The organism is Thalassospira sp. B30-1 (assembly GCF_015767575.1).
GTDB lineage: Bacteria > Pseudomonadota > Alphaproteobacteria > Rhodospirillales > Thalassospiraceae > Thalassospira > Thalassospira xiamenensis.
This window is the reverse complement of record NZ_CP065232.1, coordinates 45,506-69,732: the sequence shown is the minus strand read 5'-3', so window position 1 is coordinate 69,732 and position 24,227 is coordinate 45,506. Positions and strand designations below refer to the sequence as shown.

Annotated in this window: 24 protein-coding genes; 9 read left to right on the top strand and 15 right to left on the bottom strand. The window is 54.6% G+C overall.

Annotated elements, in window-relative coordinates:
- Positions 1-1,344 carry a TrkH family potassium uptake protein gene (locus IT971_RS00310; protein ID WP_110252830.1) on the top strand — a complete coding sequence of 448 codons (1,344 nt, stop codon included), beginning with the start codon at positions 1-3 and terminating at the stop codon, positions 1,342-1,344.
- Between the two features lie 17 nt (positions 1,345-1,361).
- Here IT971_RS00310 and IT971_RS00305 read toward each other — a convergent pair whose 3' ends face one another.
- A complete protein-coding gene (locus IT971_RS00305) occupies positions 1,362-1,691 on the bottom strand; it encodes a DHCW motif cupin fold protein (RefSeq protein ID WP_007088259.1) in 330 nt (109 codons plus the stop codon).
- A 154-nt stretch (positions 1,692-1,845) separates the two neighbouring features.
- A complete protein-coding gene (locus tag IT971_RS00300; RefSeq protein ID WP_139189994.1) occupies positions 1,846-2,343 on the bottom strand; it encodes a hypothetical protein in 498 nt (165 codons plus the stop codon).
- A 332-nt stretch (positions 2,344-2,675) separates the two neighbouring features.
- On the opposite strand from IT971_RS00300, the gene IT971_RS00295 reads away from it, so the two are divergent.
- Positions 2,676-3,611 (top strand): DUF294 nucleotidyltransferase-like domain-containing protein, encoded by a 936-nt coding sequence (locus tag IT971_RS00295; RefSeq protein WP_063092127.1) that lies wholly within the window; start codon positions 2,676-2,678, stop codon positions 3,609-3,611.
- A gap of 20 nt (positions 3,612-3,631) precedes the next feature.
- Here IT971_RS00295 and IT971_RS00290 read toward each other — a convergent pair whose 3' ends face one another.
- The 10 genes from IT971_RS00290 to IT971_RS00250 form a co-directional block, all read right to left on the bottom strand.
- Positions 3,632-4,000, bottom strand: coding sequence for a 5-carboxymethyl-2-hydroxymuconate Delta-isomerase (locus IT971_RS00290; RefSeq protein WP_063092126.1), 369 nt, complete (start codon positions 3,998-4,000; stop codon positions 3,632-3,634).
- 111 nt (positions 4,001-4,111) lie between these two features.
- Positions 4,112-5,407 carry an adenosylhomocysteinase gene (gene ahcY, locus IT971_RS00285; RefSeq protein WP_007088263.1) on the bottom strand — a complete coding sequence of 432 codons (1,296 nt, stop codon included), beginning with the start codon at positions 5,405-5,407 and terminating at the stop codon, positions 4,112-4,114.
- Positions 5,408-5,653: 246 nt separating this feature from the next.
- Entirely contained in the window at positions 5,654-7,450 is a 1,797-nt protein-coding gene (gene ptsP, locus IT971_RS00280; protein WP_063092124.1) for a phosphoenolpyruvate--protein phosphotransferase, read from the bottom strand.
- Between the two features lie 82 nt (positions 7,451-7,532).
- Positions 7,533-7,808: an HPr family phosphocarrier protein gene (locus IT971_RS00275; protein WP_007088265.1), complete on the bottom strand. Its 276-nt coding sequence runs from the start codon at positions 7,806-7,808 to the stop codon at positions 7,533-7,535.
- Between the two features lie 95 nt (positions 7,809-7,903).
- Positions 7,904-8,308 carry a PTS sugar transporter subunit IIA gene (locus IT971_RS00270; RefSeq protein ID WP_037989365.1) on the bottom strand — a complete coding sequence of 135 codons (405 nt, stop codon included), beginning with the start codon at positions 8,306-8,308 and terminating at the stop codon, positions 7,904-7,906.
- 18 nt (positions 8,309-8,326) lie between these two features.
- Positions 8,327-9,262 (bottom strand): RNase adapter RapZ, encoded by a 936-nt coding sequence (rapZ, locus tag IT971_RS00265; RefSeq protein WP_063092123.1) that lies wholly within the window; start codon positions 9,260-9,262, stop codon positions 8,327-8,329.
- On the bottom strand, positions 9,259-9,699 hold the full coding sequence (locus tag IT971_RS00260; RefSeq protein WP_063092122.1) for an HPr kinase/phosphorylase: 441 nt from the start codon (positions 9,697-9,699) through the stop codon (positions 9,259-9,261). Before IT971_RS00260 ends, rapZ begins: the two co-directional genes overlap by 4 nt.
- 94 nt (positions 9,700-9,793) lie before the next feature.
- A complete protein-coding gene (locus IT971_RS22320) occupies positions 9,794-10,135 on the bottom strand; it encodes a sensor histidine kinase KdpD (protein WP_252724170.1) in 342 nt (113 codons plus the stop codon).
- A complete protein-coding gene (locus IT971_RS00255; RefSeq protein WP_252724169.1) occupies positions 10,114-11,451 on the bottom strand; it encodes a stimulus-sensing domain-containing protein in 1,338 nt (445 codons plus the stop codon). The genes IT971_RS22320 and IT971_RS00255 overlap by 22 nt, the downstream gene beginning before the upstream one ends.
- 63 nt (positions 11,452-11,514) lie before the next feature.
- Positions 11,515-12,231 carry a response regulator transcription factor gene (locus IT971_RS00250; protein WP_007088270.1) on the bottom strand — a complete coding sequence of 239 codons (717 nt, stop codon included), beginning with the start codon at positions 12,229-12,231 and terminating at the stop codon, positions 11,515-11,517.
- A 324-nt stretch (positions 12,232-12,555) separates the two neighbouring features.
- Between IT971_RS00250 and IT971_RS00245 the strand changes: the two genes are divergently transcribed.
- From IT971_RS00245 to IT971_RS00220, 6 genes are all read left to right on the top strand, one after another.
- Positions 12,556-14,352, top strand: a complete 1,797-nt coding sequence (locus tag IT971_RS00245) for an ATP-binding protein (RefSeq protein WP_063092120.1) — start codon at positions 12,556-12,558, stop codon at positions 14,350-14,352.
- Positions 14,352-15,767 (top strand): sigma-54 dependent transcriptional regulator, encoded by a 1,416-nt coding sequence (locus IT971_RS00240; RefSeq protein WP_063092119.1) that lies wholly within the window; start codon positions 14,352-14,354, stop codon positions 15,765-15,767. The genes IT971_RS00245 and IT971_RS00240 overlap by 1 nt, the downstream gene beginning before the upstream one ends.
- A 553-nt stretch (positions 15,768-16,320) precedes the next feature.
- Complete coding sequence (locus tag IT971_RS00235; RefSeq protein WP_063092118.1) at positions 16,321-17,286, top strand: TAXI family TRAP transporter solute-binding subunit; 966 nt, start codon at positions 16,321-16,323, stop codon at positions 17,284-17,286.
- The gene (locus IT971_RS00230) at positions 17,283-17,792 is read left to right on the top strand and encodes a DUF1850 domain-containing protein (RefSeq protein WP_063092117.1); all 510 of its coding nucleotides are present in this window, start codon (positions 17,283-17,285) and stop codon (positions 17,790-17,792) included. Before IT971_RS00235 ends, IT971_RS00230 begins: the two co-directional genes overlap by 4 nt.
- Before the next feature lie 5 nt (positions 17,793-17,797).
- Positions 17,798-19,813 (top strand): TRAP transporter permease, encoded by a 2,016-nt coding sequence (locus tag IT971_RS00225; RefSeq protein ID WP_063092116.1) that lies wholly within the window; start codon positions 17,798-17,800, stop codon positions 19,811-19,813.
- Positions 19,814-19,987: 174 nt separating this feature from the next.
- Positions 19,988-21,262, top strand: a complete 1,275-nt coding sequence (locus IT971_RS00220; protein ID WP_063092115.1) for an MFS transporter — start codon at positions 19,988-19,990, stop codon at positions 21,260-21,262.
- Between the two features lie 188 nt (positions 21,263-21,450).
- Here the strand turns inward: IT971_RS00220 and IT971_RS00215 are convergent, their stop codons facing one another.
- A complete protein-coding gene (locus tag IT971_RS00215) occupies positions 21,451-21,633 on the bottom strand; it encodes a hypothetical protein (protein WP_007088277.1) in 183 nt (60 codons plus the stop codon).
- 142 nt (positions 21,634-21,775) lie between these two features.
- Here IT971_RS00215 and IT971_RS00210 point away from each other — a divergent pair, with 142 nt between their 5' ends.
- Positions 21,776-22,765 carry a LysR family transcriptional regulator gene (locus IT971_RS00210; RefSeq protein WP_037989424.1) on the top strand — a complete coding sequence of 330 codons (990 nt, stop codon included), beginning with the start codon at positions 21,776-21,778 and terminating at the stop codon, positions 22,763-22,765.
- Between the two features lie 12 nt (positions 22,766-22,777).
- Here the strand turns inward: IT971_RS00210 and IT971_RS00205 are convergent, their stop codons facing one another.
- Together IT971_RS00205 and fmt are read right to left on the bottom strand one after the other, a co-directional pair.
- Positions 22,778-23,293 carry a GNAT family N-acetyltransferase gene (locus IT971_RS00205; RefSeq protein WP_063092114.1) on the bottom strand — a complete coding sequence of 172 codons (516 nt, stop codon included), beginning with the start codon at positions 23,291-23,293 and terminating at the stop codon, positions 22,778-22,780.
- A gap of 4 nt (positions 23,294-23,297) precedes the next feature.
- Positions 23,298-24,227, bottom strand: coding sequence for a methionyl-tRNA formyltransferase (fmt, locus tag IT971_RS00200; RefSeq protein ID WP_063092113.1), 930 nt, complete (start codon positions 24,225-24,227; stop codon positions 23,298-23,300).

Here is a 24,227-nt window from a genome sequence, read left to right as displayed (position 1 = left end):
ATGCCCTTTTATTTTCCGAACCGCACCGGAAAACCGATCCGAATACCACCGCCGCTTTTGCTCGCCATCCTGTATCTGGCCTTGATCCTGATCGGCGCGGTTGTTTTGGTCCTCCCTGTTGCGGTCACCCATCCGATCAGCTTTTCCGACGCCTTGTTTACGGCCACGTCCGCCGTCACCGTCACCGGCCTTGCCGTGGTTGATACCGGGTCAAGCTTCACGCTGTTCGGGCAAGCCATGATCCTGATCCTGATCCAGCTTGGCGGTCTTGGTCTGATGACATTTGCAGCCCTTGTTTTATCCGCACTTGGCTTGCCAATTGGGCTGCGTCATCACAATTTCCTGCGCGAAGATTTGAACCAGACATCGCTGCATCAGCTCGTGGGTCTGGTCAAAACGATCCTTGCCGTTGTGCTTTTCTGCGAATTGATCGGCGGCATCCTGTTGCTGACCGTTTTTGTCCCCGATTTTGGCTGGGCACGCGGAACGTGGTTTGCGGTATTCCATTCGGTATCGGCCTTCAACAATGCGGGCTTTGCCCTTATGCCCGACAGCCTGAGCCGATGGGCCACAAACCCGGTGATCAATCTGACAATCCCGGCATTGCTTCTGATTGGCGGAATCGGGTTCAGCGTGATTTCCGATCTTTGGATTCATCGCGGCTGGCGTCATTTATCCCTGCACAGCAAATTGATGCTGACCGGCTCTGCCATTCTGATCGTCTGGTCTGTCACGATGTTTGCCATCCTTGAATGGCACAATCCCGATACGCTCGGGGCTTTTGCCAGCCCGATCGACAAACTTCAAATCAGCTGGTTTCAAGGCCTGACAACCCGCACTGCCGGGTTCAACACGGTCGATATCGGATCCATGCACGATACCACCGCATTGATGTTCATCCTTCTGATGGTAATCGGGGCGGGCAGTACATCAACAGCCGGCGGGATCAAGGTCACCACCTTTATCGTACTGGTTCTGGCAACCATCGCCTTTTTCAAACGCCATAATCAGTTACATGCCTTTGGGCGCAGCATCGGCCTTGAAGAAGTGATGAAGGTGCTGGCCCTGACGATGATTTCAATGTTCGTCGTCATGAGCGGTATCTTTCTGATCACCATGTCCCACGACGGCGATTTTCTTGATCTTGTCTTTGAAGTGACGTCGGCCTTTGGCACGGTCGGTCTTTCGCGCGGGACGACAGGCGAACTCGATACACTGGGCCGGATCGTGATTGAACTGATCATGTTCATTGGCCGTGTCGGCCCGCTGACACTGGGATTCTTCCTTGCCCGTCGTGTTCCGCCGCGCATTTCCTATCCGTCAAGTCAGGTGTATCTGGGGTAATTCCCAAAACCGTCAGTTCAGTCAACGACAAACAATGTGGCACCCGGCTCTGTTGATGAACGATGGGCTTCGGCGTTATCAGCCACCTGATAACTCATGCCCGGTTTAAGGGTGAAAACCCGCCCGTCTTCCAGTTCGGTGACCAATTCACCTTCAAGACACAGCAGGATATGGCCCTTCTTGCACCAATGATCGGCAAGATAGCCCGGCGTATATGTCACCATCCGCACCCGGATCGGACCAAATTGCTGTGTGCGCCAATATGCCATGCCGGTATCGCCGGAATGCTCGGTTGGCGTGATTGACGACCAGTCGGTCGTGCCGAACGGGAGATTGGAAATTTCCATGGTAATCTTTCAAGAGATATGTGGGGCAACTGCCACCAGCAACCGGATAACAATTTCATGACGCTATCGCGTTTCCAAACTTTCCGTCAACACATCCAGCCAAAGACAAAGCCCGGCACGCGGACCGGGCTTTTATCAATCTTCGTAAAATGATCTACCGGTTTTCCAGCCCGTTTTCTTCGCGCTGCTTGCGGATTTCATCTGCCTTCGCGACGATCATTTCACGCAACTCGTCCAGTCCGGCGCGCTCGGCAGTAATGACCTGTTCGCATTCGGCTTTGGCGACATAGCCATTGGCATGCGCGGCATCCCATTCGAGGACATCCTCGATCGTGCTGCTCAGTTCATCCACATCCCCAAAGGCATATCCATTAAGGGGGCGACCGACGGTTTCGTTCAGGGACGCGAACAATGCCGGGTCCTGATCCGGTGCAAGGTCGGGTTTGCAGCCCAAAAGCGTGCGATAGCGCAACTGACCGGTATAGAACCAGAAAACCGCGTCATCACGTTCGCCTGCATTAAACTGCTTGGCTGCCAGAATGTAATAGGCCGATGGATGGCGGTTTTCGATCCCGTCGCGCAACGCATCGGGTTCCATATCCTTCATCTCCTCGGGCGATTTCATATCGGCGGACTGGGCAAAGGCAGGCATTGCCATCAGGCCAAGAAGCGGAACGGCAAGCAGGGTGCGATGAAGATTTTTGATCGGACTTCTCCATAATCCAGGGTGATTTCCAATCGGGGAAATATGCAAAAGGTCTTTTGGCCAACGGCCCCGACAAACGACATATGGCACAGGGTTATTCGACTTTAAGGCCGTTTTATCGGCAAGTAATGGCAATTATGTGCCAAGCCTCCGCCGGATTGTGAAATCCGGTCCGGTTTTACAAGGGACTCCGCAGTTATCCCATAAACGCGGTTTTAATCTTTCACCTTTAGGTCGATACTGAATTAATTGCCGCATTCAACGGAATCATTTCAACCTTGTTGCCAGATACCATCGCCAGCAATCAGGCCTATACCGCAAAGCGGCTCGACGAGATGCGAAGCGCACTCGCCAATCAGCTGCATGGCAGCGCTTTCTGCGTTGTTGTTACCGGGTCGTTCGGTCGGCACGAGGCATCAGAACAATCGGATCTGGATTACTTCATCATCGGCCGTGAAGTTGACCGTGATCTGGCCCCCCACCGTGACGTTTCCGAAATTCTTGGTGCCATGGTGACCAAAAAGGCGGCCGTTAACGGCCCGTTTTCATCCTATGTTCCGGCCGAGGAACTGGTCAACCGCATCGGCCTTGATGGCGACACCAATTCGATCACCACACGCCGCCTGCTGTTTCTGCTGGAATGTGAATGGCTTTATAACGAAGTCGGCAAACGTGCCTTCTTTGACGAACTGATTGCCAACTATGTCACCGAAACGGTTACACGGGAATCCATCGCACGCTTTCTGGTCAATGACGTCATCCGCTATTACCGCACCATCAGCGTCGATTTCGAAATCAAAACCCGCGAAGGCGATGCCAGCAAGGCATGGGCGCCCAGACGTCTTAAACTCGTCTTTTCGCGTAAGATGCTTTATTTCGGCGGCATTATCGCAGCCGCGGAAACCGCAGGTCGTGATTATATCGGCAAACGGGCAAAACTATCGGAACTTTTACAGTTACCGCCGATCACACGTGTTCAAACGGTTTTTGGTGACAAAAGCCTTCCCGCACTCGAACTCTATGACCGGTTTCTGCGCGAACTCAGCGATCCGGATGTCCGCAAACGGCTTGAAAAAGTCGGCCCGAATGATCGCAGTGACACCGAACTCCGTTCCCTGCTGGATGCAGGCAAGCAGTTTTCGCGCGAGCTGATCAAACTGATGAATGATCGTTACGGCCCCGATCACCCGATCCATGAAGCACTTTTGATGTAACTGCCAACCCGATCGGGCCGTCAGGCGTTTGTCACATGCTTGTGATAATTGGCCCGGTCAAGATCATGTACTTCAACAGTAAACTGTACATCGAAATTCCCGACCAGATTTTCCAGATGCGCCCGCACGGTTTCAAGTGCGATGGCACCAACGGCATATTTGACATCGTCAGAGCGCCCCGACAACAGCCGCACATCAAGATGCACCATGCCATGCTTTGGCCCACCATCAGCAATCACGACATTTTCAAGCGGTGACAACCGGGTCTTGAAACTGGCCAGATCGGCATCGGCTGCCTTGGCAATTTCACGATGCAGGCTGATCGCCAACCCGCGAAGCTGCTCGGCGATTGGCAAATTGGCGGAATATTCGATTTCAAGCTGGGGCATGGCTTGCTTCCCTGTTGTGGTGTTGTCTTTCTTACCCGAACGCGTCTTCGCAAAACACAAAAAAGCCGGTCCGAATGAACGGACCGGCTTTGATGCAAAACGCGATTGCGCTTAGTAGCGGTAATGATCCGGCTTGAACGGGCCAGCCTGCGGCACGCCGATATATTCGGCCTGTTCGTTCGAAAGCTTGGTCAGTTTCACGCCAAGACGGTCGAGATGCAGGGCTGCAACTTTCTCGTCGAGGTGTTTCGGCAGGACATAAACCTTGTTTTCGTAGTTGGCGTGGTTTTTCCAAAGTTCGATCTGGGCCAGCACCTGGTTGGTGAAGGATGCCGACATCACGAAGCTCGGGTGACCGGTTGCGCAACCAAGGTTGACCAGACGGCCTTCGGCCAGAACGATCAGACGTTTGCCATCCGGGAATTCGACTTCGTCGACCTGCGGCTTGACATTGTCCCACTTGTAGTTACGCAGCGAACCGATCTGGATTTCGGAATCGAAGTGACCGATGTTGCAAACGATTGCACGGTCTTTCATCGCACGCATGTGGTCGAGCGTGATGATGTCGATATTGCCCGTCGTGGTGACAAAGATATCACCAACCGGTGCAGCGTCTTCCATGGTGGTGACTTCGTAACCTTCCATCGCGGCCTGCAGCGCGCAGATCGGATCGATTTCGGTCACAAGAACGCGGGCACCCTGGCTGCGCAGCGACGCAGCCGAACCTTTGCCAACATCACCAAAACCGGCAACCACACCGATTTTACCGGCAACCATGACGTCTGTTGCGCGTTTGATGCCATCAACAAGTGACTCACGGCAGCCATACAGGTTGTCGAATTTCGACTTGGTGACCGAGTCATTGACGTTGATCGCCGGGACCTTCAGCGTACCTTTTTTCGCCATTTCATACAGGCGATGCACACCGGTGGTGGTTTCTTCGGAAAGACCTTTGATGTCTTCAAGAAGTTCCGGATACTTGTCGTGGATCAGCTGGGTGACGTCGCCGCCATCATCAAGGATCAGGTTTGGTTTCCAGCCGTTCGGGCCAGTGATGGTCTGCTCGATGCACCACCAGAATTCTTCCTCGGTCTCGCCCTTCCAGGCAAAGACAGGAACGCCGGTTGCCGCGATCGCTGCTGCAGCCTGATCCTGGGTCGAGAAGATGTTGCACGACGACCAGCGAACTTCAGCACCAAGTGCCGTCAGGGTTTCGATCAGAACCGCGGTCTGAATGGTCATGTGCAGGCAACCGACGATGCGTGCGCCAGCAAGCGGCTTGGCCGCACCGTATTCTTCGCGCAACGCCATCAGGCCCGGCATCTCGGTTTCGGCAATCGCGATTTCCTTGCGGCCCCAGGCGGCCAGCGAGATGTCTGCGACCTTGCAATCGGTAAAGTTCGACATGTCGTCTCCAATCAAACAAAAACAGCGCAACCGCCGACCACATGGATCTTGCAGATACGCCCGAAAATTCCTGTGCGACGGTTTGCCCGTTCGCGATGGAAGACATATAAAGATTTCTTTATATCGATTTCAAGTCTTTTCTTCGATGAATTTTCAATGCCGGAAAAATAAACGCAAATACACAGCGCCCATGCTGCATGGACCCATCTCATAACCGATTGATTTATTAAGTATTATGATCGCCGGTCAGGCAAGATCGTTGAAATCATCCAGCATCATGGCGATGCGTGCAGAATCCCATTGTTCCATCACACGCGCGGCTTGATGTTCGGTATTACGCGTATCAAGACGGCGCAGGCGCTGCTTGACCGGCAAAAGGCTGACCGGGGACATCGAAAGATTGCGCAGCCCGAAGCCAAGGAAAAGCGGTGTATATCGCGGGTCACCGGCCATTTCGCCACAAACACTGATCGGGATGTCGCGATCCCGCGATGACTTGATCACATCACGGATCAGACGCAAAACCGATGGATGCAACGGGTCATAAAGCCCCGCCACCTGATCGTCGGTACGATCAATTGCCAGTGTATATTGCGTCAGATCGTTGGTGCCGATGGCAAAGAAATCGCTTTCGCGCGCCAAGGCATCAATCGCCAGTGCGGCGGCTGGTATTTCGATCATCGCGCCCAGTGGCGGTAAAACATCCGGTATGGCATGGCCTTCCTTGCGCAGGCGCCTTGCAACGGCTTCGTAAATCTGACGCGCCCGGCTCATTTCATGAACGCTGACCACCATCGGGATCAGAACCCGGATTGGCCCGTGCAGGGATGCCCGCAGGATGGCGGCCATCTGGGCTTCCAGCAATTCGGGCTTACGCAATGACAAACGGATGCCACGCAATCCCAGTGCCGGGTTTGGCCCGGACCCGATTTCTGCCTGCAATGACACCGCAAGCTTTTCACCCCCGATATCAAGGGTACGGATCGTCACCGGCTTGCCATTCATCCGGGTCACGATATCGGCCAGTTCGGCATATTGTTCGTCTTCGTCCGGCAGATAGTCCTTGTTCATGAACATGAACTCGCTGCGCAGAAGTCCGATGCCGGTCGCCCCGTTTTCCAGTGCCGCCGACAGTTCGATGGGCAATTCGATATTGGCATGCAGGTCAATTTCGACCCCGTCGCGGGTCGCCGACGGGACATCGCGCAGGCTGGCCAGTTTGGCGCGTGCCGCCCGCCAGTCTTCGCGACGCTGGCTATAATGGGCCAGATCATCCTCGGTCGGACGCAGGATAACTTCACCCCGACCGCCATCAACAATGATCAGATCACCGCCCGAAACCCCGCGAATGATATCGGCCGCACCCAAAATCGCTGGAATGCCAAGCGACCGGGCCATGATCGCGGTATGGCCTTCCGCCCCGCCAAGCGCGGTGACAAAGGCTGTAATCTGGCCGGGTTGAAGGCGCGCCATATCGGCCGGGCTGACTTCCTCGGCGATCAGAATGGCACCTTTGGGCGCAGTTTCAAATGCCCGGTCAGTTTCCCCGATCAGGCACCGCATCAGACGCAGGCCAACCTCGCGGATGTCGGACGCGCGTGCTGCGATGTAACGATCATCAATACCGGAAAACTGGGTCGCGATGGCATCAATGACCTCGCTGACCGCGTGTACCGCATTCATATGGCGCGTCTGGATCAGTTCTTCGGCCCCGCGCACAAGGCGCGACTGGGTGAGCATATGAACGTAGGCATCCAGCAGGAATCCAAGCTCCTCGGATGCGGCACCGCCGACATTGGCCGATTGGGATTTGAGGCGTTTAAGCTGTTCGATACTTTCCGAAACGCCTTTGTGCAGGCGTTCGGTTTCGGTCGGGATGGCCGCCGCATCGATACGTGTGCGACTGACATCGACATATTGCCGGTCCATGACAAAGGCCCGACCGATTACAATCCCGCCCGATGCCCCAAGCCCTGTAATTACCCGGCGGTCGGACGGCGACTGGTCATCGATTGTGGTCTGGTCTTTTGGTGGAACTTGCAAGCCTGGTTTGCTGCCAACTCGTTCTTGTTGTTTCCAGAAATTCCCGTTCCCGCCTATGCGGAAATCCTATTCATTCTGCGGCTTATTCTTCGTGGAACTTGGCATCAACAAGTTCGTTAAGCGCATCAATCGCCTTTTTGGCATCCGGGCCTGATGCTTCGATCTCGATTTCCGTGCCAGTCGATGCTGCAAGCATCATAAGCCCCATGATCGATACGCCTGAAACCTCTGTTCCGCGATTGCGAACCATGATCCGGGATTCGAATTCACCGGCAAGTTTAACAAATTTTGCGGCCGCCCGCGCGTGCAATCCGCGTTGATTGCTGATGGTTACGATCCGCTTTTCCGTCTGCGCCATATTTGTCCCGCCTTAGTCCCGACTTCAAGTCCCCGTCGGCAAACTTTCAAAAGATCCGGGCCATCCCCGATCGCCCGAACTTCTGTTTTTGTTGTTTATTCCTCGCCGCTTAGCAGGCGCGACGCCACATTGATATATTTCCGGCCCGCTTCCTGCGCTGCATTGACCGTTTCGGCCAGCGTGCCATCGATGCGCACCGATGCCAGTTTGATCAACAAAGGTAAATTAACCCCTGCAATCACTTCGACATTGGCCTGTTCCATGATGGAAATTGCCAGATTCGACGGCGTGCCGCCGAACATATCGGTCAACAGCACAACACCTTTGCCATCGTCGACAGCCTCGACACTCGCAAGAATGTCGGCACGACGTTGTTCCATGTCGTCGTCGGGTCCGATGCAGACGGCAGCGACATTTTCCTGTTCGCCGACAACATGCTGCAAGGCCGATACGAATTCCTTCGCGAGATCGCCATGGGTGACGAGCACCATCCCGATCATGCCGTTTTCTCCATCAATTCACTCCCCCGGTTTCGGTTCATCTGGCTTGTCACGATGACTGAGATGAACATCATATCCCAGACCGGCAATCCAGTCGTTTAGCATGCGCGCGATGTAAACGGAACGATGCTGACCGCCCGTACAACCGACCGCGATGGTCAGATAGCTTTTCCCTTCCTGCGCATAACGCGGCAGAACAGGGCCGATAAGGCCTTTTAACCGATCCATGAAACCGGCGAAATCCTGATCCTTCTCGATATAGGCACCAACCCGGTCATCAAGCCCGGTCAGCAAACGAAGCTCGGGATCATAATGCGGGTTACGCAGAAAACGAACGTCAAAAACAAGGTCGGCTTCGCCGGGCACGCCCTGACGGAACGAAAAGCTTTTGACAAAGATCGCCATCGCATCCTTTTCGCCAATCGCAAACTGGTCCTGAAGGATCTTGCGAAGCTCGGCCGATTTAAGCCGCGAGGTATCGATAATCATGTCCGCCGTCGCCGCAATCGGCGCCATCAGGCGTTTTTCATGTTCAATCGCATCGACAAGCGGCCGGTCATGGGTCAAAGGATGGGGCCGTCTGCTTTCGGTAAAGCGACGCTGCAAAATGCCTGTCTCGGCATCGACAAAAACCACCATCGGGTTAACGCCGGGCTGTTCGCGCAAAGAGCTGACGATGTTGACGAACTGATCGACACCGAAATCGCGCGTACGGATATCAAGGCCAATCGCCAGCGGCTGATCAAGGTCGGTCCCCCCGCTCAGCAGAGCTGGCAGCAACCGCAACGGCAGGTTGTCGACCGCGTCAAAGCCGAAATCCTCAAAGATTTTCAGCGACGTCGTTCGTCCGGCACCAGAAACCCCGGTCACCAGGACAAGTCGCGTATCCTCGCCATTCTCGCCGGTGCCGCCATCGGCGTTTATCGGGCCTATTGCATTGTCTGCATCGGTCATGTTTCGAGCTGCATCTCACCTGTTGCCAAGGACAAGGCGACCTCAATCTTGGCGTCGACTGCCATATCGAATGGCCAGATTTTCCAGGACGGAATCGAAATACCATAAAACGTTTCAAAACGGGGCTCGGGCATCCGTTCCACCTCGACCGGGTCGGCCACCAGATCGAACAAAACCCTCACATCGCCTGCTGCCTGATGGGCAAGCCCGCGGACGATACCAATCCCGCGCACTTCGCACAATCGTGCAATCTGTATCGGCGCGCTGGCAATCAGTTTGCCATCGCGCGCCAAAATGTCGGTCCTGTCATCGGAAACAAGCCGCCCTCCGGCCCGGACAAGCCGCAGCGAAAGGTTGGATTTGCCGCTGCCTGATGGCCCGCGCAACAAAATCGCATAGGACCCAAGCGCGACACAATTTGCATGGATTTGTGTCATAGCGGACAAAACGATGCGCGGGTGATACTGGCTTGTCAAACGTGAAACATGCAGGTCTATCCTCATGGATAGAAATTATCGGCAATTCGACGGATTACGCACCTTCTTCAAGCGGCAAGCGCAGGGTAAAGATCGCGCCCTTGACCTCGCCATCGAGGATTCGGTTTGTCGCTGTCAGGTCGCCGTTATGCGCCCCGGCGATGCGTTTGGAAATCGAAAGCCCCAGACCGGAATGCTGACCAAATTTTTCGCCTGATGGGCGTTCGGTATAGAACCGATTGAAAATTGCTTCTTCCTTGCCGGGCGGAATGCCGGGTCCATCATCCTCGACCGTCACCACAGCCTGATCCTTGTCACGCCATGCGCGCACCCGCACCGATCCGCCTTCGGGGGTAAAGGTGATCGCGTTTGAAATCAGGTTGCGGAACACCTGCACCAATCGGCTTTCAAGGGCCGGCACAATGAGGTTTTCAGGCACCGATGCCTTGACCGGCGGGCCATCCGCATCGGCGTATAAAGCTCGCAAAGGGTTTGCAGCAAAACACGCAGATCAACTTCTTCGGTTTCAGCGCGCGACAATTCGGCATCCATGCGTGAATAATCGGAAATATCGCTGATCAGGCGATCAAGGCGCTGAACGTCTTCGGCAATGATTTCCATCAGACGGCGCTGGCGTTCCGGGTCTTTCAGACGGGTAGCGGTTTCAACCGCACTGCGAAGCGACGTCAGCGGGTTCTTGATTTCATGGGCGACGTCGGCGGCAAAACGTTCAATCGCGTCCATACGATCCCAAAGCGTTTCGGTCATATCGCGAAGCGTCGTCGACAGATCGCCGATTTCATCGCGACGATCCGAAAGATCGGGGATGGTAAACTGACGGTTCTTGCTGCGCCGGACCCGTTCGGCCGCACGCGCCAAACGGTTTAACGGGCGCGTAATCACCCCGGCCAGATAAATCGACAGCAGAACCGTAATACCAAACGCAAAAACAAAGATTTTCAGAATATCAAGCCGAACCGCATGCAGGGCATTTTCGATCGCATCACCATTCTTGGTCAGCATGATCGACGCCAGAACCTGCTTGAAACGCTGCACTGGCACCGAAACCGACAAAACCCGGCGCCCCTGGCTATCCACCCGGACCACGCCGCGTGAATATCCGGCAAGGGCGGCACGTACTTCCGGATAATCACTGGCACTTGCGACCGGGGGATCGACATAAAGCGGAAGCGGCTGCTCGCCCTCAAAAAGCGAAAGAATTCCCTCGGTCAGTTTGCGCATGATTTCGGCAAGCTGGTCATCTTCACCCGGTGCTGGCAGCTCTTCTGCCTGAACCGCACCGCTGCCAAATGTCCGGACATTGCGGCTATCAGCGATCAATTGGCCATTCGCCCCGAACAGCCGTGCCCGTGCCCCGGTAATCCCGACAAGTCGGCGCACCATTTCGCGCGCGACTTCAAGCTTCACCCGATTGGTTGCATCATCACCCTGTCCGACAGCCGATGTCGACAATGCGGCGGCATACATTTCCGCCTGCACGGCCATGGCTTCAAGTTCGGAATGGATCAGTTCCTGCTTGTAACGGCCAAGATAAAGGATACCCGCGACCAGCACAAAAAGAGCCAGCGCATTCACCGCCAGAATGCGCCAGGTTAACGGGGAAAAAAGCCCGTGGCGTTCCTCTATCCGCGCAACACGGGTTTCGTGTTGCGGCACGGATTGCTGTTCAGCCGAGGCAGGTAAATCGCTCATTCAGACCCGCAATTCTGGCCGGGCCAATATCGGCCCGGCACTGCGACAAGAGTGTTCAGGACTTCAACTCGCAACCGTCGCTGTGTCGCGGTAACGATAACCAACGCCATACAGGGTTTCGATTTCCTTGAATTCCTTGTCTGTCTCGCGGAATTTCTTGCGCAGACGTTTGATGTGACTGTCGATGGTACGATCATCAACATAAATATGTTCGCCGTAAGCCGCATCAATCAGCTGATCACGGTTTTTCACGTGGCCCGGATGTTTTGCCAACGCCTGAATCAACAGGAATTCCGTCACTGTCAGGTTCACATGCTGGCCTTTCCAGCTGCACATGTGGCGTGATGGATCAAGAACCAGTTCCCCGCGCTGAATAACGTCTTCCGAACCGCTCGGGCGAACACCGCCTGCGCGCATGATTTCGGCACGACGCAGCAAGGTCCGGATACGCTCGATCAGCAAACGCTGAGAGAACGGCTTTTTGATATAATCATCTGCCCCAAGTCTCAGACCGGTCAGCTCGTCGACCTCGTCATCCTTGGATGTCAGAAAAATCACCGGCATCTGGGTCTTTTTGCGAAGATGCGTCAGAAGCTCCAAGCCATCCATGCGCGGCATCTTGATATCGAGCACGGCAAGATCGGGCTCTTCCTTGGTCAAGGCATGCAGCGCTTCAGACCCGTCGGAATATGTCTGGACCTCATACCCTTCTTCTTCAAGCGCCATCGAAACCGATGTCAGGATATTACGGTCGTCATCAACAAGTGCGATCTTACTCACCTGAACCTCGTCAGTTAGACAGATTAAAATTTGAAACAAGCCTAACAAAATACATCCCATTGTGGCGAAAAAATAACCACTTGAGGCATATTTGAGGCTTTGTTCATGTACGACACCAAGACCCTACCTGATTTCTGCCGTTCCACCCCATGGGAAAGCGACATTCAATACCGGTACTGCCCTGCGTCTTTATTGACTCCCCGTCCCGATGCCACATAACTATCGTGCACCCGAACAGGAAGCCGGACACCCCCGCCAACAGACCGGGCGCCAAAACGCCCTGTATGAAGCAAAAGACCAAACTCTAACGCGCGAGAGGCAGGATTGTTCTACTGGTTAAGCACCTATAGTCGCGCATCGTTGAGTTTTGCCGGGATTGTCATTGCCGGACTGGTCGTCTGGCTTGCTGTCAATTCGACCGAAACCCTTGCCATCAGCCAGTTACAGCAAACATCCCAGGCCCGCCTTGCACTTTATGAAAGCACATTGCGCGCCGCTGTCGATCGCTATCGATATCTGCCCTATGTCGTTGCCCGAAATCATGAAATCGTCAATGTCGTCACCGGAAACGGCACTGTGGATATTGCCAACCAGTATCTGCAAAAGGTCAACGGACGGTCGGGCGCGGCCGCACTTTATGTCATGGACCGAACCGGCAAAACGGTCGCGGCAAGCAACTGGGGAACGCCCGACAGTTTCGTGGGTCAGGATTACAGTTTCCGCCCCTATTTCACCGAAGCTTTCGCCGGGCAGGAAGGATTTTTCTACGGGATCGGTGTGACCACCGGGCGATCAGGCCTGTTCATTTCCCATCCGATATCGAAATCCGGCGAAATTGTCGGCGTGGTTGCTGTCAAAATTGAACTCGATGAGCTTGAACGGAACTGGCAGGACGGGGGCGAAACAGTCTTTGTTTCAGATGCCGACGGTGTGATCATGTTAACCAGTCGCGGCGACTGGAAATATCGCACCATTCGCCCGCTGACCGAAACCGACCGTGAGCGCATCTTGCGCAATCGCCAATATTCCGGTCAGGAACTCCGGTCACTGAACATTGCTGAAAATCCTTCTGGCGAGGATGGCTTGCTTGAAATCGGTAATGAACGCTTCCTGTTTGACATCAAACCGATCAGCGGCAGTGAATGGAATCTGTTTTATCTGACTCCGATGGACTATGTCGCAGAGCGACGCACAAGCGTCATGCTGATCACCCTGATCGGGTCGGGATTGATCATCCTGATTGTGCTGTTCCTGCGCGAACGTGAATTGAAACTGGCATCCCAGCGCAAATCCATGGAATTTGCCCGCATTCAGGCGCTTAACACACGTCTTGAACAGGAAATCACCGAACGCCGCAAGACCGAGGCCGAATTGCGCGGCACGCAGGATGAACTGGTTCAGGCGGGTAAACTGGCCGCCCTTGGGCAGATGTCCGCCGCAATCGCGCATGAAATCAACCAGCCGATTGCCGCAATCCGAACCTTTTGCGCCAGTGCCAGACTGATGCTGGAACGGGGAAAGCCGGAAAATCTGGGCACCAATATCGAACAGATTTCTGCCCTGACCGAACGCATGGGATCGATCACCGGGCAACTTAAAACCTTCTCGCGCAAATCAACCGGCGTGCTTGAACCCGTCAATATCCGGGCTGCCCTTGATAATGTGATACAATTACTGTCATCACAGCTGCACAATGAAGGCTGTGTGCTTGAACAGTCGGCATTTGACGGTGATCTGATTGTCCATGCCGATCTGGTTCGGATCGAACAGGTTTTCGTCAATATCATCCGCAATGCCCTTGATGCCATGGCCGAAATACCGGGAACGGATAATGCGAACGGCAAGACGGAAAAACGCATCATCGTCGATCTTACGCAAACCCGGGATAAAGCCACCATTCGCATTTCCGATACCGGTCCTGGCATCGGCGAGGAAAGCCTGGCTTTGCTGTTTGACCCGTTCTTCACCACCAAGGACCCGGGACAGGGTGTGGGGCTTGGCCTGTCGGTCAGCTATGGAATTGTTCGTGACTTTGGTGGAACGATCCGCGCCTATAACCGGGCGGGTGGCGGGGCCTGCTTTGAAATACAATTACCATTGATGCGGGGGACGCAGACGTAATGCCGCACTCGAAAATCGATACCACCAGCGCAAAACCACAAACGGCACAGGTGATCATCGTCGATGATGAAGAAGCCCTGCGTGTTTCCCTGTCGCAATGGCTTGACCTGTCAGGCTACACCATCTGTGTTCATGCCGACGCGATTTCAGCCCTTGAAGATATCACACCCGATTTCGCCGGCGTCATCCTGACCGATGTCAAAATGCCAAAGCTTGATGGCATCGCCTTTACCAAATCGGTTCTGGCGATCGACCGTGACATTCCGGTGATCCTGATGACCGGTCATGGCGATGTCCCGATGGCGGTCGAAGCGATGAAAAGCGGGGCCTATGATTTCGTTGAAAAACCGTTTGAGCCGAACGACATCCTCGAAAGCCTTGAGCGCGCAATTGAAAAACGCAAGCTTGTCATCGAAAACCGCGCCCTGCGCACGCAAATCGCCCAACAGGGCACGCTTGACAGCCGCCTGATCGGCAACAGCCCGTCGATGCGTGCCCTCAAGGCCGAAATCGCCAATATCGCCCCGACCGAAGTCCCGGTTCTGGTTTCCGGAGAAACCGGTACCGGCAAGGAACTGGTCGCGCGTGCCATTCATGACCTCAGCACCCGGAATGATCGGCGATTTGTTGCCGTTAACTGCGCGGCAATTCCAGAAAGTACCGCCGAAAGCGAGCTTTTCGGTCATGAAAAAGGGGCCTTTACCGGCGCAACCAACCGCCGGATCGGCTGGATCGAACATGCCGATAATGGCACCCTGTTTCTTGATGAATTATCAAGCATGCCGCTGGCCTTGCAGGCCAAGCTTCTGCGCGTCATTGAACAGCGCGAAATCGTCCGACTTGGGTCAAACACCCCGGTAAAAGTCAATTTCCGGCTGATCTGTGCCACCAACGAAGATTTGCCGACCGCCGTTGCTGATAAGCGTTTCCGCGAAGACCTTCTGTTTCGGATCAACACATTCGAACTGCAAATCGCCCCGCTTCGCCAGCGCAAGGATGACCTGCCGCTGCTGTTTGACATTTTTGCCGAACGGGCGGCCGAAAATTTTGATCGCCCGTATGAAAAACCGCCTGCAAAACTTTGGGGCGGACTTCTGGCTCATGAATGGTCGGGAAATGTGCGCGAACTTAAAAACCTCGCGGAACGCTATGTGCTCCTGACCGGCAACGCCGAAGAACGCTGGGCACGTCTGTTTGGCAACAGCATTGGCAATGGTGCCGCCGACCCTGCCGACAAAACCGGATCACTCGCAGATCAGCTTCGCCATTTCGAACAGCACATCATCCGCGATGCTCTGACGCGCCATAACGGCAACGTCAAAACAGTAATGGACGAACTCGACATTCCGCGTCGCACCCTGAACGAAAAAATGAAAAAGCTGAACATTCGCCGTGATACCATTGAAGAGCGATAATTTGTCCCGCAGCTTTAAAGTGTTAGGATATTTGTGAATCGGGTCTATCGGCAAAAATCCGCCGAAAAAGAAATGGTGCATCGGCAATTTTCCGCCGATATGATCTGGCTGATTTTTGTATCTGTTTGATATATAAATAGAAAAATAGAATCCCCGGTTGGCATGATGTTTGCCAATCACTAGGGCAAAACAATAAACAACATTCGTCAGGGAGAATAACCAATGTCCGGGAAGGCATGCTTTCATCGCATGACGCTTGATCGGCCCGATAACGGGTCAATCGCATCTGAATGCCACCGCATTTTGTCGGATTTCTGACAGCATCCTTGTGAATCAGTTTCACGGGCGATTTGCGCGTGCCGTATTTGGCGACCGGATCGGACACTGCTTTATTATCCCAACGACCTGTTAAGTGCCTACCCGACACCATATTCGTTAGAGAACAGGACGACCAACAACTGAGGAGATACCAAAAGATAACTGCCAATATTTCTTTATTGACCGTTTCTGTTGTTATCAACGCAGTAAACACTAATCCTAGGGAGGACTAAGTATGAAATTGCGGAATCTGCTTTCTGCAGCGGCAGCACTGATGATGTTCGGTGCCCCGGCATTCGCCCAAAGTCAGCTTTCCATCGCGACCGGCGGTACCGGTGGCGTTTATTATCCGTATGGCGGCGGTCTTGCGGAACTGATCAGCAAATATGTTGACGGTGCGACCGCAGTTGCCGAAGTCACCGGTGCATCTGTTGAAAACATGGGCCTTATTTCCCGTGGCGACAGCGACATTGCAATCGGTTTGGCCGATACTGTTTATGCCGGCTTCACGGGTACAGGCAAATTCGAAGGCCGCAAACTTGACAATGTTCGCGCCTTGGCTTCGATCTATCCGAATGCCGTTCAGATCGTGACCATGGCAGATAGCGGCATTACCAGCCTTGCCGATCTTAAAGGCAAACGCGTTTCTGTTGGTGCGCCAGGTTCCGGCACCGAAGTTTCTGCCAAAACCCTGCTTGAAGCCAACGGCATTTCTTATGATGACATCGAAGAACAGCGCCTGAACTTCAACGAAACCGCCGACGCACTTCGTGACGGCGATATCGATGCAGGTTTCTGGAGCGTCGGCCCGCCCACCAGCTCGATCCTGAACCTCGCAACCACGCGTGAGATCAAGCTGATCGCTCTCAGCGATGAGGAAATCGTTGCTGCTCTTGATGCCGAACCGACCTTCGCACCCTATGCGCTGCGCAAAGGGCTCTATGACGGTGTAACCGCACCGGTAAACACCGTTTCAACCCCGAACGTTCTGTTCGTGAATGCAGAAATGGATGACGAACTGGCCTATCAGATCACCAAAACCCTGTTTGAAAAAGTTGATGAACTGATCGCCATTCACCCGGCTGCCAACGACACCACCGTTGATTTCGCTCTGAACTCGACGCCGATTCCGATGCATCCGGGTGCCCTTCGTTACTACGAAGAAACCGGTTCACCGATTCCGCCTAAGCTTTATCCATGATTTCACTAAATTGGGGGCGGCCAGCATTGGCCGCCTTTACCCTTCTGATATCGGCATGTAGCGGGCCAGCTCGTCATGCTGAAACCACGCCGGGTACGGCAACGGACCACCTGGAAGTCATTGCCGCTGACGGATCGGTTTTGGCCAGAACACCAATTCCACGCCAATCTGGCTGGTGCCTTTACTGGAACCATTCGGTCACTGGTGACGGGGTTATCGATTGTTATGTCGATGATCTGGGCAGGATGGTCCTGCATCGTACATACCAACCCGATTTTGCAGCAGGTCTTGGCCATTATCCGGGTCGTGGAGTCCTGACCAGCGCCAAAGGTGGCGGATACTGGATCGAGGACATCGACGAACCTGTGCCGGGCAATGCCTATGCCCTGCGCGTCGGAAGTCTTGCAGTCGACCATCGTATCGTCACGACAGAGGGTGACGAAATATATCTTTCAAAGATGGCTGAACACACCCGTGTCACCATCCGCCTTGATACCGGGGAATAAGTTTCATGTCTGAACCGGCACCGCTTCCGTCCTTGGCGGACAAACTGCCACAACCCAAACTGGTTGTACTGGCAATTTCTGTTGTCGCCGTTGCACTTTCACTGTTCCAGATGTATGGCGCTGGGATCGAGCCGCTTGGCCTGTTTTATCAGCGTTCGATCCATCTGGCCTTTGTGATGTTTCTGGCCTTTCTGATGTTCCCCGTTTTCGGATCGAACCGCAAACGGGGCGTTCTGGGTTGGGTCATCGATCTGGGATTTCTGGCTGGTGCGTTCATTACGGGATTCTATCTGTCCTTCTATCTGGACGAGATTTTCAACCGTGCGGGTTTCTGGACCAGTACCGATCTGATCATCGGCATCATTGCAACCGTCACCGTACTCGAAGCCAGCCGTCGTGCTGTTGGCCTTGGCATGACTGTGATTGGCATCATTGCAATCGTCTATGCACTTTCCGGTCCACGTGGTGCATTGCCATGGCTTGGTGAATGGCTGCCCGGCATCCTTAGCCACCGGGGCGCTGATGTGGATCGCCTAGTCGGTCAGCTTTATCTTGGTCAGGAAGGCATTTATGGCCTGCCGATGGGAGTTGCAGCGACCTACATCTTCATGTTCGTCCTGTTTGGCGCATTCCTTGAAGTGACCGGTGCGGGTAAATTCTTTATCGACATGGCCTATGCGGCGACCGGCAGAAAGGCTGGCGGTCCCGCAAAGGCCGCGGTGCTGGCGTCTGCCGGTATGGGATCAATCAGCGGTTCGGCGATTGCCAACGTTGTCACCACCGGGGCCTTTACCATTCCACTGATGAAAAAATTGGGTTATCGCCCCGCACAGGCCGGTGGTATCGAAGCCGCTGCCTCGACCGGCGGCCAGATCACGCCACCTCTCATGGGGGCAGGTGCATTCCTGATTTCCGAATATACACAGGTTCCGTATCTTGAAATCGTCATGGTCTCGATCTTCCCGGCGATCCTGTATCTCGGCACGGTTTATCTGTTTGTCCATATCGTCGCGCTGAAAAACGGTATGCGTGGCATGCCGGTCGAAGAACTGCCCGATTGGAAGCAGGTGCTTAAGGAAGGCTGGCAATTCATTCTGCCGCTTGGCGTTCTGATTTACCTTCTGGTGCTGAACATTTCACCGATGCGTGTCGGTTTCTGGGCGATCATTTCCGTCCTTGCGGTTGCCGCCCTGCGATACGTGATCTGGTTCTTCTATGTCGCGCCGCAGAACGGCGAAAAGGCAAGCCATGATCGCCTCAAGGTTGCCCTTGCCAATGGCGTCAGGATTACAATTGCCGCCCTTGAACTCGGTGCAAAAAATGCGGTTGCGGTCAGCATGGCCTGCGCTGTTGCCGGTATTATTGTCGGCGTCGTCGGACTGACCGGTTTGGGTCTGAAATTCTCGTCGATGATGATCGCTTTCTCGGGCGGCCATATTGTTCTGGCACTGGTTCTGGTGTTGATCGCCAGCCTGATTCTCGGCATGGGCCTGCCGGTGACGGCATCCTATATCGTTCTGATCGTTCTGGTCGGACCGGCACTGTCCAACGAGTTCGGCATTCCGTTGCTGATCGCTCATCTGGTGGTGTTCTGGTATTCTCAGGACAGTAACGTGACCCCGCCCATTGCGCTTGCCGGTTTTGCCGGGGCCGCGATTGCCGGGGCCAGTCCATTGGAAACCAGTATGCAGGCCTGGAAATTTGCCAAGGGCCTCTATCTGATCCCGGCCTTCATGGTGTTCAATCCGGAAATCATCACTGGTGGCCCGCTGCCGCTTGTGCTCTGGACTGGTTTTACCGCGATCCTGTCGCTGGCGGCTTTTGCCGCCGCACTCGAAGGCTTCATGTTTGCCAAGATTGATCTGGTGTCACGCATTCTGATTGTTCCAGCGACAATTGGCATCTTCTATCCTGACATTCGGGCAGAGATCGCAGGCACGGTCGTCATTCTGGCGATACTGGGCCTGAACTGGTGGAAAAGCCGTCATTCGGATGGTCCGGCAGCCAAAATAGCTGCCTGATTTCACCGCTGAAACGACTTACTTTTGATCCGAAAACCCCCGCAAGAACATGTTCTTGCGGGGGTTTTTTCTTATTATTTGCTTACATAATACCTATGCATTCGGGCAGTAGACGCTTTTCACCGCCCTAGATAATATCGCCGGAAGAATTCCTCATACTATTGATTGAACCTCATGCAATTCCTCAGTCTTTTGCGTCAGGCACCCCGCCCGTTGGCATTCGGGGCGCTTCATAGTTTTGGCTCGTCATTCGGTCAGACCTTTCTGGTCGCCCTTTTCGTTCCGTTCATCGGCGCCAGCCTTTCGATCAATGAAACCGAGTTTGCCAATATTTATGCCGGGATCACCATCGCAAGCGCGCTTTGCCTGCCTTTCATCGGGCGATTGATCGACCGCATCGATATGCTGCGCTACAGCCTGGCGACCATGGTATTGCTGACCATCGGCTGCCTTGTGATTGCCGCCGCACAGTCGGCCTGGATGCTGATTGCGGCCCTGTTTATTCTGCGTCTGGCTGGACAGGGATTGATGAGCCATGTCAGCATGACCGGCATTGCGCGTTATTTTGACCGCAGTCGTGGACGTGCCCTCGCCATTGCAAGCTTTGGCTTTCCATTGGCAGAGGCAATCATGCCGGTAACCCTGCTGGCACTTATTGCCGGATTTGGCTGGCGGGCCACCTATGCCGGGGCCGGTATTTTCATCGTGGTTATCCTGATGCCGATTGCGATCCTGCTGATCCGCGATAACGCGAAATTCCGCGAAGCACCGGGCAAAATGGAAAACAACAGCAAGACCGCTAGTGCGAATCAGGAGGTCGCCCGGGATACGTCACCCACAGGCAGCCATCCGCGCCTGTTCCGGTCACGCTATATCTGGTTCTGCATGCCGATGCTGGCCGCCCCGCCGCTGGTGATGACCGCCCTGTTCTTCCATCAGGGATCGATTTCAGCCAGTAAAGACATCGACCTCACCTGGTTTGCAGCGGGCTTTACGGTTTTCGCCATCACATCGGTGATCGGGGCCTTTGGCAGCGGACCGCTGATTGACAGCCATACCGCTCGCAAGCTGTTCCCCTATCATCTGATCCCGGCCATCGGGGCGGTATCGTTGCTGGCGATCACCGAAACCCCGGTCATGATCCCGGTTTATATGGGGATGCTGGGGATCACCACCGGCTTTGCCACAACATTACGCACCGCGATTATCCCGGAACTGGTGCCACTGGATGAAATTGGTGCGGTTCGAAGCACTTTGACTGCGGTCATGGTTCTGGCATCGGCGATTGGCCCGGCGATCTATGGCTGGATGTTTGCCGCCGATATTGATATCGGCACGACGCTTTGGATCACCATCGTCGCAATGGCGGTTGTTTCGGTGCTGTCATGGATGTCGGAACGGCCGGGCTTCTATATCCCGCCGGGCGTCGCCCGCCAAACCGGTGAATAAGGCCGGGGGATTTCAAAGTCGGAAATCGACGATGAGACAAAAAAATGGCCCGGAGCTCAAAAGAGCCCGGGCCAGTCGGGAAAACAGCGTCGTCTAGGGAGGAAGACGCTAGAAAAAACGCGGTAGTCCATCGCGGGAGCGTCGTTTGGGGAGGAAGATCAAACGTCGCTCGACCGCGAGGTCGTCAATTAGGCAGCACCGCCAACGGTGCCAGCCGGATGCTTGATGTCGGCGGACTTGTCAGAGCCTTTGAACAGGCTGCGGAACAGGCTGCCGATATATTCAGCGCGAAGCTGTTGGCCTTTGCGCACGCCAGCTTCAATCTCGCTGGTTTTGATGTTCAGCTTGGTGATGTCAGCATAAGTGGTCATGGCAGACCTCCTTTAAGAATTTGGTTCATTGCGACAACGTGTCGCGTTTGATGAACCCAATCTAATTTCCTTTACGGCAGAAGAGAATTACCTCAATATGCACATTACTTGTGAATATTGGTCATAAATAGGAAATACACCGATGGATCGCGCCGCAGAAATGGAAATCTTTGTCCATGCCGTTGAAGAAGGCAGTTTTTCAGCTGCTGCACGGACCATGCGTCTGTCACCTTCGGCGGTTTCAAAATACATTTCGCGCCTTGAAGACAGACTTGGCGCGCGTCTTTTGATGCGCACCACCCGCCAGCTTAGCCTGACCGAAGAAGGCCGTGCCTTTTACGAACGCGCCCGCACGATCTTAAACGAGATCGAAGAAGCCGAAGAAGTCGTGACCCAGCTTTACGCAGCCCCGCGCGGAACGTTGCGTATCAACGCATCGGTGGCCTTCACCAAATATCAGGTCGTGCCGTTGATTCCGGAATTTCTGGCGCGTTATCCCGATGTAAGGATTGAATTGACGCTGGATGATAAATTCACCGATCTGGTCAACGATGGTTACGATCTGGCGATTCGCCTGTCCGCCCTTGAAGATTCATCCCTGATCGCGCGCAAATATGCGGTCAACCGCCGCATGATCGTCGCATCGCCGGAATATCTGGAAAAGAACGGTATCCCGCGTAAACCCCAGGAACTTGAAAACCACGACTGTCTGCATCTGTCTTCGCGCGAAAGCTTCAACGACTGGCATTTCGATACCCCCGAAGGTCATGTTTCGTTCCGGGCACAGGGCAGTTTTTCCGCCAATGACGGTGACGCATTGCACGAAGCGGTCGTTGCCGGACTCGGCATGGCGCGACTGGCCGAATATCTGGTTCATGAAGATATCCGTGCGGGCCGCCTGACGCCGGTTCTGACAGAATATGTTCACGATCTGGCGTGGATTTCGGCTGTGTATCCACACAAACGTCACCTGTCGCCAAAGGTCCGTGCCTTTGTAGACTTTCTGGCCGAAAAATTCACCCCGATCCCGCCATGGGAGCTCGGCCTGCGCGATGCTCGCTCCGTCCGCAAACCCGAAGCTGTTACCGAAACCAAGGCCATTGCAGCCCCGGTTACCGGGCAGCAAAGCTGAGTTCGCAAGCGGTCAGGTAATCCGAAGCAGAACATCGTTCGGTCGAGCTTTGAACCGGTATTCCGACGAGGCACTAAGATCATCAAGAATGCGGGTTTCGCCAGTTCGGGTGAACCCGCATTTTTCATAAAAGCGATGTCCGGCTTCAAACCGTGTATCGGTCCAAAGGACAAGTTCGGTGCTATCAGGATGGGTTTGCATCAGCCAATCAAGTGCCTTTGTCAGCATGCGTTGTGCAACGCCCTGCCCGCGGGTGGCCCGATCCAGATAGACCTTGTGCAATTCCGCCTGCTTTTGTGCCGGATCGTATTTGATGCCAAGGCATCCCAAAACACGCCCATCCCCCTCGACAACCCAGATACAACCATTCCCGGCGGTGAAATCATCGGCAATCGCATCAAGTTCAGGAAACTCGCCCGCACGGTCAAAGATGCAACCGGGATAGTCAGAAAAGACCGCATCAATCAGGATTGCGATTTGATCGCCGTCCCGGTTAGTGGCTTTGCGAATGTCGAATACCATTTCCATGGACTTAGCCCTGCAAAACCACGCCCTTGGCAAGCTTGTCATAGCCGCGCAACACCGCATCGGTATCCATAACTGCCTTGCCCGGCCGTTGAATGCGGGTCGGGCGCAGCGCACCGGTGCCGCACGCAATCGTCAGATTATCGTCAAGGATGGTGCCCACCGGACCGGTCTGGTCGGTAACGATGGCGGCCTGCACCTTGATACGTTCCTTGCCAAATTCGAAATAGGCACCCGGCCATGGGGTAAATGCGCGGATCTTGCGTTCAAGTGCCGCAGCATAATCGGTGAAATCAAGCTTTGCCTCGGATTTTTCAAGCTTGGCAGCGTAGGTCACGCCGTCTTCAGGCTGTTTGGTTGCCCGTAATCCACTGACCGGAAGCTTTTCAAGCGCCTCGACAATCAGTTTGCCCCCCAGCTCGGCAAGATCGTCATGCAGGGCATTGGCATAAGTTTCGGACGTGATCGGAATATCACCGACCAACAGCATGTCACCGGTATCAAGCCCGACATCCATCTGCATGATGGTCACACCGGTCTTGTCATCCCCCGCCAGTATGGCGCGCTGGATCGGGGCCGCACCACGCCAGCGCGGCAAAAGGGACGCATGAATGTTCAGACAACCATATTTCGGCGCATCGAGAATAGCCTTTGGCAGGATCAGGCCATAGGCCGCGACCACCGCAACATCAAGATCAAGGTCGGCAAAGGCCTGTTTCTGGTCATCTGATTTCAGGGAAACAGGCGTGCGGACCTCGATCCCCTGTTCTTGCGCCCATGCATGAACCGGGGTCGGCGTTTCCTTTTGCCCGCGACCGGCCGGGCGTGGCGGCTGGGAATAGACGCAGACAATATCATGACCGGCTGCGACCAGTTGCTTTAACGCCACAAGGGCAAAATCCGGAGTTCCCATAAAGGCAATGCGCAGCTTGGTCAT